A 15492-nucleotide genomic window follows, 5' to 3' on the forward strand; every position below is an offset into this window, starting at 1 on the left:
GACGTGCCCGGCGACCACCCCTCCCCCACGGATGACGGTCCCCCGTCACTCCCCCGTCACTGCGGGGCGAGCCGCTCCGCGAGGCCCGGCTGGGCGTCCAGCCAGGCCCGGACGGCCTCCTGCTCCTTGCCCTTGCCGCTCTCCTGGATCTCCGCCTCGAGGCCGGTGAGCTGCTTCTCGCTGAGCTCGAAGTCCTTCAGCCAGGCCCCCACTTCGGGGTTCTCCTCGCTGAAGCCCTTGCGGGCCAGGGTGTGGACGCCGTCGCCCTTGCCCCAGACGCCCTTCGGGTCGGCGAGCTTCGTCAGGTCGTGCGCGGAGTAGGCCCAGTGCGGGGACCACAGGGTGACGACGACCGGTTCCTCGCGGTCGTAGGCGCGCTTCAGCTCGGCGAGCATGCCGGGCGTGGAGCCGTCGACGACCTCGTACTCGCCCTCCAGGCCGTACTCCTTCAGGACCTTGTCCTTGAGGATGCCCATCATGCCGGCGCTGGGCTCGATGCCGACGATGCGGCCCTTGAAGCGGTCGCCCTTGCCCTTGAGGTCGGCGAGGGACTTCACGTCCTTCACGTAGGAGGGGACGGACAGCTCCAGGGAGGTCGGGCCGTACCAGGAACCGAGGTCCTCCAGCTTGTTCCCGTACTTCTCCAGGTACGAGGCGTGGGTGACGGGCAGCCACGCGTCGGTCTGGAAGTCGAGCTGCCCGCCGGCGAGGCCGGTGTACAGCGCGCCGGCCTCCAGCTGCTTGGTCTCGACCTCGTACCCGCGGCGCTCCAGGAGCTCCTTCCACAGGTAGGTGGAGGCGATGCCCTCGTCCCACGGGATGTAGCCGATGCTGATCTTCTTGCCGTGGCCGGCGCCCGCGCCGGACGCGGCGGTCGAGGTGGCACCGGAGCCGCCGAGGAAGCCGGTGCCGCCCGCGACGAGCGCGAGGACGACGATGCCGACGAGCGCGGTGACGGGCTGCGGGCGGTGCGCCCACAGCCTCGCGGTGCGGCGGCGGGCGACGGCGGCGCGGGCCTTCACGAGGGCGCGGCGGCCGAGCGGGGAGACCTGGCGGCCGAGCGCGCCGGTCATCCGGTCGAGGTACATGGCGAGGACGACGATGGAGACGCCCGCCTCGAAGCCGAGGCCGATGTCGACGTTGCCGATGGCCTTGTAGACGGCGCCGCCGAGCCCGCCGCCGCCGACCATGCCGGCGATGACGACCATGGAGAGGCCGAGCATGATGACCTGGTTGACGCCGGCCATGATCGTCGGCACGGCGAGCGGCAGCTGGACGCGGAGCAGGGTGTTGCGCGGGGTGGTGCCGAACGCCTCGGCGGCTTCGACGAGTTCGGCGTCGACCTGCCGGATGCCGAGCTCGGTCATGCGGACGCCGGGCGGCAGCGCGAAGACGATGGTGGCGATGATGCCGGGGACCACGCCGACGCCGAAGAAGATGATGCCGGGGATGAGGTAGACCATCGCCGGCATGGTCTGCATGAAGTCGAGGACGGGCCGCAGCACGGCGCTGACCGTCTTGGACCGGGCCGCCCAGATGCCGAGCGGGACGGCGATCACCAGGGTGACGAGGGTGGCGACGAGGACCAGCGAGAGCGTCGCCATCGCCTCGTCCCACAGCTGTACGGAGTCGACGAGCGCGAGCCCGGCGAAGGAGAGAAGGCCGGCGGCGAGGCCGCGCAGCCACCAGGCGACGACGGCGAGGATGCCGGCGAAGAGCAGCGGCTGCGGCGCCGACAGGACGGCGTCGATGCCGTCGTACAGGCCGGTGATGCCGGAGCTGACGGCGTCGAAGAGCCAGGAGAACCGTGCCTGGAGCCAGTCGACGGAGGCGTCGACCCAGGAACCGAGGGGAAGCTCAGGCATGAGCGGTCACCCCCTCGGTCGCGAGCCCGCCCATCACGGCGAGCAGCTTCTCCTTCCGTACGACTCCGAGGGTGACCCCGCCGGAGTCCCGGACGGTCACCGGGTGCGGGCCCTCGGCGGCGAGGGCGCACAGGTCGGCGAGGAGCGTGTCGGGGCCCGCGACCGGGGCGTCCGGGTCGGGCTCGGCACCGGCCTCGGGGGAGGTCATCACGGCGGAGGCGGTGAGCACCCGGGAGCGGTCGACGTCCTGGATGAAGGAGGCGACGTAGTCGTCGGCTGGCCGGACCAGGATGTCCTCGGCCGAGCCGAGCTGCACGATCCGGCCGCCGCGCATCACGGCGATGCGGTCGCCGAGGCGCATGGCCTCGTTGAGGTCGTGGGTGATGAAGACGATGGTCTTCTTCAGCTGCTTCTGGAGCACCAGGAGCTGGTCCTGCATGTCGCGTCGGATCAGCGGGTCGAGGGCGCTGAAGGACTCGTCCATGAGCAGCAGGTCGGCGTCGGTGGCGAGCGCCCGGGCCAGGCCCACGCGCTGCTGCATGCCGCCGGAGAGCTCGTCGGGCCAGGAGTTCTCCCAGCCGGCCAGGCCGCACAGCTCCAGCGCCTCGGCGGCGCGCTTCTCGCGTTCGGCGCGCGGGACGCCCTGGACCTCCAGGCCGTAGCCGGCGTTCTCCAGGACGGTGCGGTGCGGGAAGAGCGCGAAGTGCTGGAAGACCATGCTGACGCGGCGGGAGCGGACCTCGCGCAGCGCGCGGGGGGAGAGCGCGGTGAGGTCGTCGCCGTCGTAGAGGACGCGGCCCGCGGTCGGTTCGAGCAGGCCGTTGAGCATGCGCAGCAGGGTGGACTTGCCGGAACCCGAGAGGCCCATGACCACGAAGATCTGACCCGGTTCGACCACGAACGACGCGTCGACGACGGCGGCGGTGACGCCGTCCTCGCGCAGTGCGTCGCGGTCGGCGCCGTTCACGAGCGCGCGGACGGCCGCGGTCTCGTCGGCGGGGCGTCTGGCGAACACCTTGAACAGGTGGTCGGCCTGGAGCCTGGACACATTCACCTCACGGATAGCAGGGAAAACGGCCCGCCACCCCCGCGACCGGGCCGTTGGAGCGGGGCGGGATCTGCCCGCGACACCCGTCGCGTACGGGGCCCACCACTCGGGGCCCCTTACCGGGTCCGCTCCGGGCTCGCGCCTGCCCCGCCCCCCCAAGGGCAAACGCAAAGGTGACGGGGGTCACGGCGACGTACGAAGGACGGGTCTCCGCGCGGGGGCGGGAGGCAGGCGCCGGGCGGGTGCGGCAGGACGCGGCGACCGCAGCTCCGGGCCGGTGCGGCAGGGTGCGGCGACGTCCGGCCCGGGCCGGTGCCGGTCGGGTGCGGCGGCATCCGGTCCAGGCCGGTGCCGGTCGGGTGCGGCGGCATCCGGTCCAGGCCGGTGCCGGTCGGGTGCGGCGGCGTCCGGTCCGGGACGGTGTCGGTCGGGTGCGGCATGATCGGGGTGTGACGCGACGCCTGATGCTCCTGGACACCGCCAGCCTCTACTTCCGTGCGTACTTCGGCGTGCCGGACTCGGTCCGGGCCCCGGACGGGACGCCGGTCAACGCCGTGCGGGGGCTGCTCGACTTCATCGGCCGGCTGGTCCACGACCACCGGCCGGACGACCTGGTCGCCTGCTGGGACGAGGACTGGCGCCCCCAGTGGCGGGTGGACCTGATCCCCTCCTACAAGGCGCACCGGGTGGCCGTGGAGACGGAGACCGGGCCGGACGAGGAGGAGATCCCGGACACGCTCGCCCCGCAGGTGCCGGTGATCGAGGAGGTCCTCGCGGCGCTCGGCATCGCCCGGATCGGCGCGGCGGGCTACGAGGCGGACGACGTGATCGGCACGCTCGCGGAGCGGGCGAAGGGCCCGGTGGACATCGTGACCGGTGACCGGGACCTCTTCCAGCTCGTCGACGACGAGCGGGCGGTCCGGGTGCTGTACCCGCGCAAGGGCGTCGGCGACTGCGACCTGGTGGACGACGAGCTGATCCGCGCCAAGTACGGGGTGCGGCCCGACCGGTACGCCGACTTCGCGGCCCTCCGCGGCGACGCCAGCGACGGCCTGCCCGGCGTGAAGGGCATCGGCGAGAAGACGGCGGCGCAGCTGATCACGGAATACGGCGACCTGGCCGGCGTGCGGGCGGCGGCCGAGGACGGCACCTCGAAGCTCACCCCGGCCAAGCGGCGGGGGATCGTGGAGGCGGCGGCCTATCTGGACGTGGCGCCGACGGTGGTCCGGGTCGCGCGGGACGTGAAGCTGCCCGACTTCGACCCGGCGCTGCCGGCGGCCCCGCGCGATCCGGCGGCCCTGGACGCGCTGGCGGCCCGCTGGAACCTCGGAGGCGCCGTGAACCGGCTGCTGCCGGTCCTCGCCGGCCGCGGCTGACGCGCCGAACGGGCGGGGATGTTAACTTAGGCATACCTAAGTCTCACCCAGGCAGTCAGGAGAGCCCGCCGTGGCAGAGCAGCCGGCCCGCAAGGCCCCCCAGGCCACCGAAGCGCGCGTGGTGCGCACCGAGCGCATCACCCCGCACATGGTGCGGATCGTGCTCGGCGGTCCGGGCCTGGACGGTTTCGACGCCGGGTCCTTCACCGACCACTACGTGAAGGTGCTCTTCGCTCCCGCGGAGGTCACCTACCCGGAGCCCTTCGACATGGAGCGGATCCGGGCCGAGTACCCGCGCGAGCAGTGGCCCACCACCCGCACGTACACGGTGCGCGCCTGGGACCCGGTCCACCGCGAGCTGACCCTGGACTTCGTGGTCCACGGCGACGAGGGCCTGGCGGGCCCCTGGGCGGCCCGCGCCCAGGTCGGCGAGACGGTCCGCTTCCTCGGCCCCGGCGGCGGCTACGCCCCGGACCCGGCCGCGGACTGGCACCTCCTCGTCGGCGACGAGAGCGCCCTCCCGGCCATCGCGGTCGCCCTCGAACGCCTCCCCGCGAACGCGAAGGTGCACGCCTTCATCGAGATCGAGGACGCCGCCGACGAGCAGAAGTTCGCGACCGAGGCGGGCATCGAGGTGACCTGGCTCCACCGCACCGGCCGCCCGACCGGCGAAGCCCTCATCGAAGCCGTACGCGCCCTGCCCTTCCCCGAGGGCGACGTCCACGCCTTCGTCCACGGCGAGGCCGGCTTCGTCAAGGAACTCCGCCGCCACCTCCGCATGGACCGCCAGGTCCCCCGCGAACGCCTCTCCATCTCCGGCTACTGGCGCCATGGCAAGACGGACGAGGCCTGGCGCGCCATCAAGCGGGAATGGAACGCCCAGGTGGAACGCGAACAGGAACCCACCCAGACCCCCTGACGAACACCCGGACCGGGGAAGCCCCTTCCCTCTTACCCCTTCCCTCTTACCCCTTCCTTCTCCCTCCCCCTCCCCTCCCCCCTCCCTCTCCTCCCCTGCCCCTTCCAGGCACCTATCCTGGCGCCATGGTCACCCCCGAACGCGCCGTGGGCGCCGTGCTCGGCTCCGCGGTCGGCGACGCGTTGGGCGCGCCCTTCGAGTTCGGGCTGCCCGGTGTCTTCAGCGCCCGGTTCCCGGACGGTGTCGGGGAGTTGTGCGGGGGCGGGGGCTGGGACCCGGGCGAGGCCACCGACGACACCCAGATGGCGGTGCTCATCGGGGAGTCGCTGCTCGACCGCGGCGGGCTCGACCTTCCCGACGTGTTCGACCGGTTCCGGCGCTGGGCTGCCGCCGATCCCAAGGACATCGGCCTCCTGACCGAGCGCGTGCTGCTGGGCGGCGAGCCGTGGGACCGGGCGGCCGCCCTGGACTTCCGGGTGGAGGGGCGCGGCGCCGGCAACGGTTCTCTGATGCGGGCCTCCACGGCCGCCGTCCACTTCGCCGCCCGGGGGCGGACCGCGACCATGGACGCCGGCCGCCGGCTCGCCGCCCTCACCCACGGGGACCCTGCCGCCTGGGAGGGCACCGCACTGCTGCACGAGCTGATCCGCGTGGCCCTGCTCGACGGCGATCCCCTGGCCGCGCTCCCTGACGTCCTCGCCGAGGTGGACCCGCGTCATCGGGAGCGCTGGGCCACCGTCCTGGCGCCCGGCTGGCGGCCGGAGGACGCGACGGAGTTCAACGGGGCCGTGTGGCCCTGCCTCGGCTCCGCCGTGTGGGCGCTGCGCACCACCGGCACCTTCGAGGAGGCTCTGACCGCTGCCGTCGATCTCGGTGGGGACACCGACACGGTGGCCGCCGTCACCGGCATGCTGGCGGGCGCCGTGCACGGCGCCGGGGCGATCCCGGACCGCTGGACGGCCGCGCTGCACGTCCCCCTTCCCGGTTTCGGCGGCCGCGTCCTGCGTGCGGGCGACCTACGGTCGCTGGCGCTCGCTCTGCGCCTCAGCACCTGACCCCGGTTCCGTCCGTCCGCTGAACCGCCACGCCGCCGAACCGCACGCCCGGTCACCCCGTCGCGCTCCCCCGTGCCCGGACGTGGGCCAAGACCTCGCGGTGGGGCTGGAGGGTGAGGCCGGGGACCGGGCGTATCTCCTCGGGGTCCACGTCCAGGTCGTAGCGGCGGGCGAGGACGGCGAGGACGAGGACCGCTTCCACGAGGGCGAAGCGGGTGCCGAGGCAGACGCGGGGGCCGCCGCCGAAGGGGTACCAGGCGTATTCGGGGATCTTCTCGGCCGGCGCGGCCTCGTCGTCGGTGAGCCAGCGCTCGGGGCGGAAGGTGTCGGCGTCGCCGTACCAGCGGGGGTCGCGGTGGGTGGCCCACTGGCTGGACCAGACGCGGGTGCCGGGCGGGACGGGGGTGCCGCCGAGGGTGGCGCCCTCCTTGGCGACGCCGGTGAGCAGCCAGATCGTGGGGTAGAGGCGGAGGGTCTCCTTGATCACGGCCTGGGTGTAGGTGAGGGAGGCGTAGTCGTCGTGGCCGGGCTCGTGGTCGGCGAGGACCCGGTCGAGCTCCTCGGTCAGCGTCCGCCGGACCTTCTCGTCGCGGGAGAGGAGGTACCAGGCCCAGACGAGGGTGGAGCTGGTGGTCTCGTGGCCGCCGATGTAGAGGGTGACCGTCTCGTCGCGGATCTCGCGGTCGGAGAGCTGGGCGCCCGTCTCGTCCCGGGCGGTCAGAAGCCGGCTGAGGAGGTCGGGGCGGTCCTCGTCGCCGTCCCGGTGGCGGGCGACGAGGCGGGCGACCTCGGCGTCGATGACGGCGGTGGCGCGCTTGACGCGGGCCCGTCCGGGGGTGGGGACCCAGTCGGGCAGGAGGGCGCCGATCCCGCTCAGCTCGGCGCCGATCTCCTGCTGGGCGACGTCCATCGCCCGCCCGATGGCCTCCGCGTCGGCGGCGGTGTCGGCCCCGAAGATGGTGCGGACGGCGATGAGCTGGGTGAGGGCCGCCATCTCCTTCTTGATGTCGATCCGCTGCCCGTCCGACCAGCGGTCGGCGAGGGCGACGGCGCACTCCGTCATGGTCGCCGCGTAGGAGCGGACCTGCTTGGGGCGGACCGACGGCTGGACCAGCGAGCGCTTGCGGCGCCAGTCGCGGCCCTTGGCGACCACCACGCCGTTCCCGAGCAGGGTGCGCAGCGCGATGCCCAGGTCCGGCTGGTCGAAGGCGGACTCGATCCCGGTGAGGAGTTCGCCGATGGTCTCGGGGTGGGCGATGAAGAGCGCGGGGCTGGGGCCGAACCGCCAGCGGACGAAGTCGCCCCGCTCCCGCAGCTGTTCGAAGAAGGCGAGCGGGTCCTTGCCGAAGGCCGGCAGATTGCCGAGCACCGGCACCCCGCGCGGTCCCTCGGCGATGGTGATGGCGCTTCCCGCCTCCGCGCCGGCGTGCGTGGTCATGTACGGCCCCTCCCCCACTCGCTGTCCCCTGTGCGAGTCCATGCAAGCGGAAGGCAGGGCCACCGCGCCACCCCTGTGGACGACGGCCTGTGGACAACCGCGCCGAAACGGCGGGAGGGCCCGCGGTGTCCTCCACCACGGGCCCTCCCAGCGGGAAGTGACGCGACGTCAGCCCACCGAGCTGTACGCCACCACACCGCGCAGCAGCGCGTCCACGGCCTTGCGCGCGTTCTTCGCGACCGTGCTGTTCTCCTTGGGGGCCGCCGCGGCGATCTGTCCGAGGACGTCGATGACCTGCTTGCACCAGCGGACGAAGTCGCCGGCCGGCATCTCCGCCTCGCGCAGCACCTCGTCGAGGCTCTTGTCGGAGGCCCACTGGTAGGCGGCCCAGGCGAAGCCGAGGTCGGGCTCGCGCTGGCCGACGCCCTCCGCCTGGTTGATCTTGAACTCCTCCTCCAGTGCGTCGAGCCGGCCCCAGATGTGGACCATCTCGGCGAGCGCCGCCTTGGCCTGGCCGCCGGGCACCTTCGGCGCCACGGCGTCGTCGGCCTGCCGCGCCTCGAAGACGAGGGCGGAGACGCAGGCGGCGAGCTCGGCGGGGGCGAGCCCCTCCCAGACGCCTTCGCGGAGGCATTCGCTGGCGAGGAGGTCGAGTTCGCCGTAGAGGCGGGCGAGCCGCTTGCCGTTGTCGGTGACCTCGTCGCCGCGCAGGTAGTCGAGCTCGGTGAGGAGCGCGACGATCCGGTCGAAGGTGCGGGCGATGGTGTTCGTCCGGCCCTCGATGCGCCGCTCCAGCTGCTTGGTGTCGCGCTGGAGGCGGTGGTAGCGCTCGGCCCAGCGGGCGTGGTCCTCGCGCTCGTCGCAGCCGTGGCAGGGGTGGGCGCGGATCGCCGAGCGCAGCCGCGCGATCTCGCGGTCGTCGGCCGCGCCGGAGCGCTGCTTGCGGTGCCGCTCGGGGTTGATGTGCCCGGCCTTGGAGCGGAGCGCCGAGGCGAGGTCGCGGCGGGACTGCGGGGAGCGCGGGTTGAACGACTTGGGGACCCGCATGCGCTCCAGGGCCTCCACCGGGACGGGGAAGTCGATGGAGGCGAGGCGCTTGACCTGCCGCTCGGCGGTGAGGACGAGGGGCCGTGGCCCGTCGTGGTGCTCGAAGCCGCGGTGGCCGTTGGTGCGGCCGGCCGGGATGCCGGGGTCGAGGACGAGCGCGAGGCCGGCGAACTTGCCGGTGGGCACGTGGATGACGTCGCCGGGCTTCAGCTTCTCCAGGGAGGCGGCGGCCTGGGCGCGCCGCTGGGCGGCGCCCTGCTTGGCCAGGTCCGTCTCGCGGTCCTTGAGGTCGCGGCGGAGCCGCGCGTACTCCTCGAAGTCGCCGAGGTGGCAGGTCATGCCCTCGCGGTAGCCCTCCAGCCCCTCCTCGTTCCGCTGGACCTGGCGGGAGATGCCGACGACGGAGCGGTCCGCCTGGAACTGGGCGAAGGAGGTCTCCAGGAGCTCCCTGGAGCGGTGGCGGCCGAACTGCTCGACCAGGTTGACCGCCATGTTGTACGAGGGGCGGAAGCTGGAGCGCAGCGGGTAGGTGCGGGTTCCGGCGAGCCCGGCGAGGTGCTCCGGGTCGAGGCCGCGCTGCCAGAGGACGACGGCGTGGCCCTCGACGTCGATGCCACGGCGGCCGGCCCGGCCGGTGAGCTGGGTGTACTCGCCGGGGGTGATGTCGGCGTGCTGCTCGCCGTTCCACTTGACCAGCTTCTCCAGGACGACCGACCGGGCGGGCATGTTGATGCCCAGGGCGAGCGTCTCGGTGGCGAAGACGGCCTTGACGAGGCCGCGGACGAAGAGCTCCTCGACGACCTCCTTGAAGGTGGGGAGCATGCCGGCGTGGTGGGCGGCGATGCCGCGCTCCAGCGCCTCCAGCCACTCGAAGTAGCCGAGGACGTGGAGGTCCTCGTCGGGGATGGAGGCGGTGCGGGCCTCGACGATCTCGCGGACGCGGCGGCGGCCCTCGTCGTCGTTGAGCCTGAGGCCGGCGTAGAGGCACTGCTGGACGGCGGCCTCGCAGCCGGCGCGGCTGAAGATGAAGGTGATGGCCGGGAGCAGGCCCTCGTTGTCGAGGCGCTCGATGACCTCGGGGCGGCCGGGGGTCCAGATGCGGGAGCGCTGGCGGCGCTCGCGCTCGCGGTCGGCCTCGCGGACCATCTTGCCGCGGCGGCGGTCCCGGGGGTTGTACGTGCGCGAGTTCTCGGTGCGGGCGAGGCGGAGGAGGTCGGGGTTGACCTCGCGGCGGCCGGCGCCGCGGCCGCCGTGGTCGGTCTCCTCCTCGAAGAGGTCGTACATCCGGCGGCCGGCGAGCACGTGCTGCCAGAGCGGGACGGGCCGGCTCTCGGAGACGATGACCTCGGTGTCACCACGGACGGTGTCGAGCCAGTCGCCGAACTCCTCGGCGTTGGAGACGGTGGCGGAGAGGGAGACGAGGGTGACCGACTCGGGGAGGTGGATGATCACTTCCTCCCAGACGGCGCCGCGGAACCGGTCGGAGAGGTAGTGGACCTCGTCCATGACGACGTAGCCGAGGCCGGAGAGCGCCTGGGACCCCGCGTAGAGCATGTTGCGGAGGACCTCGGTGGTCATGACGACGATCGGCGCGTCGCCGTTCACGCTGTTGTCGCCGGTGAGCAGGCCGACCTTGCCGGGGCCGTACCGCTTGACGAGATCGGCGTACTTCTGGTTCGACAGCGCCTTGATGGGCGTCGTGTAGAAGCACTTGCGGCCCTGGGTGAGGGCGAGGTGGACGGCGAACTCGCCGACGATGGTCTTGCCGGAGCCCGTGGGGGCGGCGACGAGCACGCCCTTGCCCGCTTCGAGAGCCTGGCACGCCTCGATCTGGAACGCGTCCAGTCCGAATTCGTACATCTCTCGGAAGGGGGCCAGCGCGGTGGCCTGCTCCGCGTTGCGCGCCCGTGCGGCCGCGTACGCCTCGGCTGGGGTGAGGTCCTCTGTCATCTTGCCTTCGAGCCTACCCGCCCCCTCCGACAGTGACGCGATCTTTATCGAGGGGCTTCACGGCTTCCCGGAGACGACGAGGTCCCCCCGGTTCGCGTCCGGGGGGACCTGGGGCGACCGGGCCGGGGTCAGGTGATGTCGTCGTAGCCGGCGCGGTGGGCGCGGGCGCCGTCGCTGTCGCCGGTGGCCTGCTCGGGCAGGGCGCGGGCGGCGGGGACGGGGTCCAGGGCTCCGACGGGCTCGGGGGTGAGGTCCAGTACGGACGCCTCGTCGTCGGCGAGCTGGGCGTCGGGGTTGTTGCGGGCCCGCCGCCTGTCGTTGAGGAGCGAGAAGCCGACGGCGATGAAGTACAGGACGATGATCGGCCCGGCGAGGGCGATCATGCCGACCGGGTCGGTGGACGGGGTGGCGACGGCTCCGAAGACGAAGGTGCCCATCACCATGGCGCGCCACCAGCCGGCCATGCGCTTGCCGGTGACCACGCCGGTGAGGTTGAGCATGATCAGCAGGAGCGGCAGTTCGAAGGCGAGGCCGAAGACGAGCACCATCCTGGTGGTGAAGTCCAGGAGGTCGTCGAGGGAGAGGAAGTTCGAGGCGACGTCGGGCGTGATGCTGATGAGGACCCGGACGCTGACCGGCATGATCAGGAACGCCGTGTAGGCGCCGGCCGCGAAGAGCGGGACGGCGATGGCGGCGAACCAGTACGTGTACTTCTTCTCGCTCCTGTGGAGGCCGGGCGCGACGAAGGCCCACAGCTGGTACAGCCAGACCGGGCTGGAGGCGATGAGACCCGCCAGCATGATCACCTTCACCGTCGAGGTGAAGGGGGAGAGCATGGTCTGGTAGGCGATGACGACGCACCGTCCGCCGGTGTTCTCGGACAGGGAGGTGTCCGGAGGGCACTTCGGTACGGGGGACGACAGGAGGTCCATCAGCTGCTGGCTGAAGAACGCGGCCACCACGGAGGCGAGCACGACCGCCAGCATCGCCTTGGCCAGGCGGTTGCGCAGCTCACGGAGGTGGTCCGCGAGCGGCATCCGCCCCTCGGGGTCCTTCTCCTTCTTGATGCGGGCAGACTTCAGCAACCCACGTCCTCATCTCGTGCGGGCAGGCCGCTGGGCGGCGAACTTGCGGGCGAACGGTTCAGCGGCCGGCGCGGGCCGGGTCAGCGCTGGGTGGTGTCCGACGCCTCGGTCACGGGACGGGCGCCGGTGACGTCGCCGGGGGCGGCCTTGATGGTGCGCGGGGCCGCGGGGGCGGCCTGGTCGGCCGGGGCCTCGGCCGGAGCGGCCTCCTGGCCCTCCGACTTCATGGCCTTGGCCTCGCTCTTGAGGATGCGGGCCGACTTGCCGAGGGAGCGGGCCATCTCCGGGAGCTTCTTGGCACCGAAGAGGAGCACGACGACCAGCAGGATGAGGCTGATCTCCAGGGGACCGATCTGACGGAACATGACTGTGGTCTCTCTTCTCACCGAGGCGGCATGGGTGCGTGCCCGGCCGGTCGGACATGCGTCCGGCCTCCGCGCTGTCTGCGATCGTAACCCGCAGGAGTAAACGTCGGGCAATGCCCGTGCGTACTCGCGATTGCGTCCGAGGGGCCCTGATCAGGCCGTATCGGCCCGGGGTCGGGCCTTTCGACTCACGGCAGGGAACGGCTTGTTCGCGCCAGTCCGCCGGCCGCGGTCTCCAGGTCGTCCGCGGCGCGCTGGATGCGCCGTGTGGTGTCTTCCACTTGTCGACCGAGACGCCGCACCTCCAGGAAGACCCGGACGGCGAGGACGCCGAGGACGGCGAGGCCGAGGAAGCCGAGGGCGATCGCGAGCATGGGCCAGAACATGGGCGGAGCCTAGCGTTTTCGGGGTGGGGCGCCGGTCAGGCGGTGGTGTGGAGGCGGAGGGTGCGGACGCCGCCGCCGGTGAGGAGTTCGACGATGCGCTCGCCGGCGGGCTTGCGGACGGAGCTTCCGCATTCGGGGCAGGTGAAGGAGTAGAAGGTGGTGCGGCGGCTGGCCCCGATGGCCAGGCGCAGAGCGCCGGCGGCCAGTTCGAAGCGGCAGCGGCAGTCGGGGCAGGCGGCCTTGAAGAGGACCGGGGCGATCGACGCCGACAAGCCGGACATCACGGACATTTCCCTCAACTCTCTACCTGGAAGACTCGCTGGGATTCGCTGCCACTCGGGAAAGTCGCCCCCCTCGGGAGCGGCCTTCCCGCCCGGCCCTCGCGCCGGGGCCGGTCACCCACCCTCGTACGAGAGACGGGTCACACGCCCTCGTACGCGGCCAGGGCCGCCGCCGCCGCCTCGCGGGCGCTGTCCGCGAGCCCGGTCGGCGCGACGATCCGCCCGTCGCTGCCGAGCCGCAGCGCGAGCCGCTTCAGCGAGGCCGGGTCGGGGGTCCGCAGGGTGATCCGCAGGCCGCCGTCGGGCAGCTCGTCGGCCCGGTCGTGGGGGTAGTACTCGGCGACCCAGCGCCCGCCGGGTCCGACCTCGACCACGACCTCCGGGTCGTCGGCGGAGGGCTGGACCAGCCCCTCGGAGAGGTCCCGCAGCTCCAGCTCCGGGGGCGCGGCGGCCTCCTCCAGGATCCGGATCTCGGCGACCCGGTCGAGCCGGAAGGTGCGGCGGTCCTCCGAGAGGCGGCACCACGCCTCCATGTAGGTGTGACCGACCGCGAAGAGGCGGATGGGGTCGACCTCGCGCTCGGTGAGCTCGTCGCGGGCCGGCGAGTAGTAGCGGAGCCAGAGCCGCTTGCGCTCGGAGATGGCGCGGTCCACCTCGGCGAAGACGCCGCCCTCGGACTCGAAGGTGACCGAGAGCCGGGCGCTGGCGCCGGCGGCCTCGCCCGCGGCGGCCTCCAGCTTGGCGGTGGCGCGCACCAGCGCGTCCCGGTCGCCCTCCCGCAGCCCCGGCAGGGTGGCGACGGCGCGGGCGGCGACGAGCAGGGCGGTGGCCTCGTCGGCGGCGAGCCGCAGCGGCTCGGAGGCCTCCGCGCTCAGGGCGCCCGGGTTGCGCCACCAGATCCGGTCGCCGTCGGTGTCGATGTCGAGGAGGTCGCCGCCCCGGAAGCTGGTGCCGCACATGGGCAGCACGTCGAGGTCGGAGATGAGCTCGTCCTCGGTGATGCCGAAGGCGCGGGCCACGTCGGCGACGTGCGCGCCGGGGCGTTCCCGGAGGTAGGTGACGAGGGAGAGCATCCGCCTCGTCTGGTCGATCGCGTTGGCAGCCATGCGGTTCGTCTTCCCCTCAGCCCTTGGCGACGGCGCGCAGCCGCTCCACCACGTCGGCCCTCAGGTCGGCCGGTTCCAGTACGACGACGTCGGGGCCGAACTCGACGAGCCAGGCGTCGAGGCCGTGCCCGTACGGGATCTCCAGCTCGTCCCAGCCGTCGGCGCCCTCGCGCGTCTCGGTGGCGCGGGCCCGCAGCGGATAGCCGCAGCCGCTCCGCAGCCGGATCCGGGCGGAGCGGGTGGCGGTCTCCCCCGCCCAGCTCTCGACGGTCTCGCGGACGGTGACGGCGTCGGGCACCGGCGCGGTGAAGGCGCCGGCCCGGGAGCGGACCTTGCCGGTGATGCGGGAGAGGCGGAAGACGCGCTCGGCGCCGCGGTCGCGGTCCCAGCCGGCGAGGTACCAGTGGCCGCGCCAGCACTCCAGCGTCCAGGGCTCGACCTGGCGGGGCTCGGGGCGGGCGGCGTTGGCCTTGCGGTACTCGAAGGAGACCGGGCGCCGGTCGCGGCAGGCGAGCATCAGCGGCTCGAAGGCGGCCTCGTGGACCGGGATGCGGGGTTCGAGGGCGCCCGGCTGGATCTCGTAGGCGTCCTCGGCCTCGGGCATGCCGGCGGCGCGCAGCTTCTGGAGGGCGCCGCTGGCGGCCCCGGCGAGCCGGGCCTGCTGCCAGACGCGGGCGGCGAGGCCCAGCGCGGCGGCCTCCTCGACGTCCAGGGTGATGGGAGGGAGGCGGTTGGAGTCGCGGCGGGCGAGGTAGCCGGTCTCGCCGTCGAGGTTCTCGACGGTCTCGATCACCAGTCCGAGCTCGCGCAGGTCGTCCTTGTCGCGCTCGAACATGCGGTTGAAGGCCTCGTCGCCGCTGGCCTCCAGATAGGCCTCGATGGAGCCGCGCAGCTCCCGCTTGCTGAGGGCGCGCCGCGTCCCGAGCAGGCACAGCGCGAGATTCATGAGCCGCTCGGCCTTGGCAATCGCCATGGACGCCTTGCACCCTCTTCCCCGGTTCCGTTCTCGGACGTCCGACCGTACCGCCCCGGGGTGTCCGGGCAAAAGCCGAGGGCCCCCGCCGCGGAGGCGGGGGCCCTCGTCGGTGCGTGGGGCCGGGTCAGCCCTTCTTCACGTCCACCAGGTCGCAGACGAAGATCAGCGTCTCGCCGGGGGCGATCTTGGCGCCGGCGCCGCGGTCGCCGTAGGCCAGGTGCGCGGGGATGACCAGCTGGCGGCGACCGCCGACCTTCATGCCCTGGACGCCCTGGTCCCAGCCCTTGATGACCTGGCCGACACCGAGCTGGAACGGCAGCGCCTCGCCGCGGTTCCAGGAGGCGTCGAACTCCTCGCCGGTGCTGAAGGAGACACCCACGTAGTGGACCTTGACGTGGTCGCCGGCCGCGGCCTCCGCGCCGTCGCCCTGCCAGATGTCCTTGATCTCCAGGTCGGCCGGCGGCTCGCCGCCCGGGAAGTCGACCTCGGGCTTCTCGATGCTCACTGCAGTGTGCTCCTCATACGGGTGGAACCGCGCGGACGATGGCCCGCGCGACCCCGACAACCTACCGCCTGGAGGGCCGGGGCGCGCGGG

Annotated in this window: 14 protein-coding genes; 3 read left to right on the top strand and 11 right to left on the bottom strand. The window is 72.9% G+C overall.

Annotated features, from left to right (window positions below):
- Positions 1-56: 56 nt before the first annotated feature.
- A complete protein-coding gene (locus IE245_RS20390) occupies positions 57-1865 on the bottom strand; it encodes an ABC transporter permease/substrate binding protein (protein ID WP_189949615.1) in 1809 nt (602 codons plus the stop codon).
- Complete coding sequence (locus IE245_RS20395; protein WP_189949617.1) at positions 1858-2913, bottom strand: quaternary amine ABC transporter ATP-binding protein; 1056 nt, start codon at positions 2911-2913, stop codon at positions 1858-1860. The genes IE245_RS20390 and IE245_RS20395 overlap by 8 nt, the downstream gene beginning before the upstream one ends.
- A gap of 464 nt (positions 2914-3377) precedes the next feature.
- On the opposite strand from IE245_RS20395, the gene IE245_RS20400 reads away from it, so the two are divergent.
- From IE245_RS20400 to IE245_RS20410, 3 genes are all read left to right on the top strand, one after another.
- Positions 3378-4289 carry a 5'-3' exonuclease gene (locus IE245_RS20400; protein ID WP_189949696.1) on the top strand — a complete coding sequence of 304 codons (912 nt, stop codon included), beginning with the start codon at positions 3378-3380 and terminating at the stop codon, positions 4287-4289.
- A 70-nt stretch (positions 4290-4359) separates the two neighbouring features.
- A complete protein-coding gene (locus IE245_RS20405; protein WP_189949619.1) occupies positions 4360-5208 on the top strand; it encodes a siderophore-interacting protein in 849 nt (282 codons plus the stop codon).
- A 125-nt stretch (positions 5209-5333) separates the two neighbouring features.
- A complete protein-coding gene (locus IE245_RS20410) occupies positions 5334-6263 on the top strand; it encodes an ADP-ribosylglycohydrolase family protein (RefSeq protein WP_189949621.1) in 930 nt (309 codons plus the stop codon).
- 52 nt (positions 6264-6315) lie between these two features.
- Here IE245_RS20410 and IE245_RS20415 read toward each other — a convergent pair whose 3' ends face one another.
- The 9 genes from IE245_RS20415 to IE245_RS20455 all read right to left on the bottom strand — a co-directional run bounded on the left by IE245_RS20415 (position 6316) and on the right by IE245_RS20455 (position 15402).
- On the bottom strand, positions 6316-7701 hold the full coding sequence (locus tag IE245_RS20415) for a cytochrome P450 (RefSeq protein WP_189949623.1): 1386 nt from the start codon (positions 7699-7701) through the stop codon (positions 6316-6318).
- Between the two features lie 168 nt (positions 7702-7869).
- Complete coding sequence (locus tag IE245_RS20420) at positions 7870-10698, bottom strand: DEAD/DEAH box helicase (protein ID WP_189949625.1); 2829 nt, start codon at positions 10696-10698, stop codon at positions 7870-7872.
- Positions 10699-10826: 128 nt separating this feature from the next.
- Positions 10827-11783 (bottom strand): twin-arginine translocase subunit TatC, encoded by a 957-nt coding sequence (tatC, locus tag IE245_RS20425; protein WP_506005185.1) that lies wholly within the window; start codon positions 11781-11783, stop codon positions 10827-10829.
- Between the two features lie 80 nt (positions 11784-11863).
- A complete protein-coding gene (tatA, locus tag IE245_RS20430) occupies positions 11864-12148 on the bottom strand; it encodes a Sec-independent protein translocase subunit TatA (RefSeq protein WP_189949628.1) in 285 nt (94 codons plus the stop codon).
- A 188-nt stretch (positions 12149-12336) separates the two neighbouring features.
- Positions 12337-12534 carry a hypothetical protein gene (locus IE245_RS20435; protein ID WP_189949630.1) on the bottom strand — a complete coding sequence of 66 codons (198 nt, stop codon included), beginning with the start codon at positions 12532-12534 and terminating at the stop codon, positions 12337-12339.
- Between the two features lie 35 nt (positions 12535-12569).
- The gene (locus tag IE245_RS20440) at positions 12570-12815 is read right to left on the bottom strand and encodes a hypothetical protein (protein WP_373305361.1); all 246 of its coding nucleotides are present in this window, start codon (positions 12813-12815) and stop codon (positions 12570-12572) included.
- Positions 12816-12955: 140 nt separating this feature from the next.
- The gene (locus IE245_RS20445; protein WP_189949634.1) at positions 12956-13921 is read right to left on the bottom strand and encodes a helix-turn-helix transcriptional regulator; all 966 of its coding nucleotides are present in this window, start codon (positions 13919-13921) and stop codon (positions 12956-12958) included.
- 16 nt (positions 13922-13937) lie between these two features.
- Positions 13938-14894 carry a helix-turn-helix transcriptional regulator gene (locus IE245_RS20450; RefSeq protein ID WP_189949636.1) on the bottom strand — a complete coding sequence of 319 codons (957 nt, stop codon included), beginning with the start codon at positions 14892-14894 and terminating at the stop codon, positions 13938-13940.
- 127 nt (positions 14895-15021) lie between these two features.
- Positions 15022-15402: an FKBP-type peptidyl-prolyl cis-trans isomerase gene (locus IE245_RS20455; protein WP_189949638.1), complete on the bottom strand. Its 381-nt coding sequence runs from the start codon at positions 15400-15402 to the stop codon at positions 15022-15024.
- Positions 15403-15492: the final 90 nt, after the last annotated feature.

Origin of the sequence: Streptomyces roseolus (assembly GCF_014649855.1) — a bacterium.
In the GTDB taxonomy this organism is placed as follows: domain Bacteria; phylum Actinomycetota; class Actinomycetes; order Streptomycetales; family Streptomycetaceae; genus Streptomyces; species Streptomyces roseolus.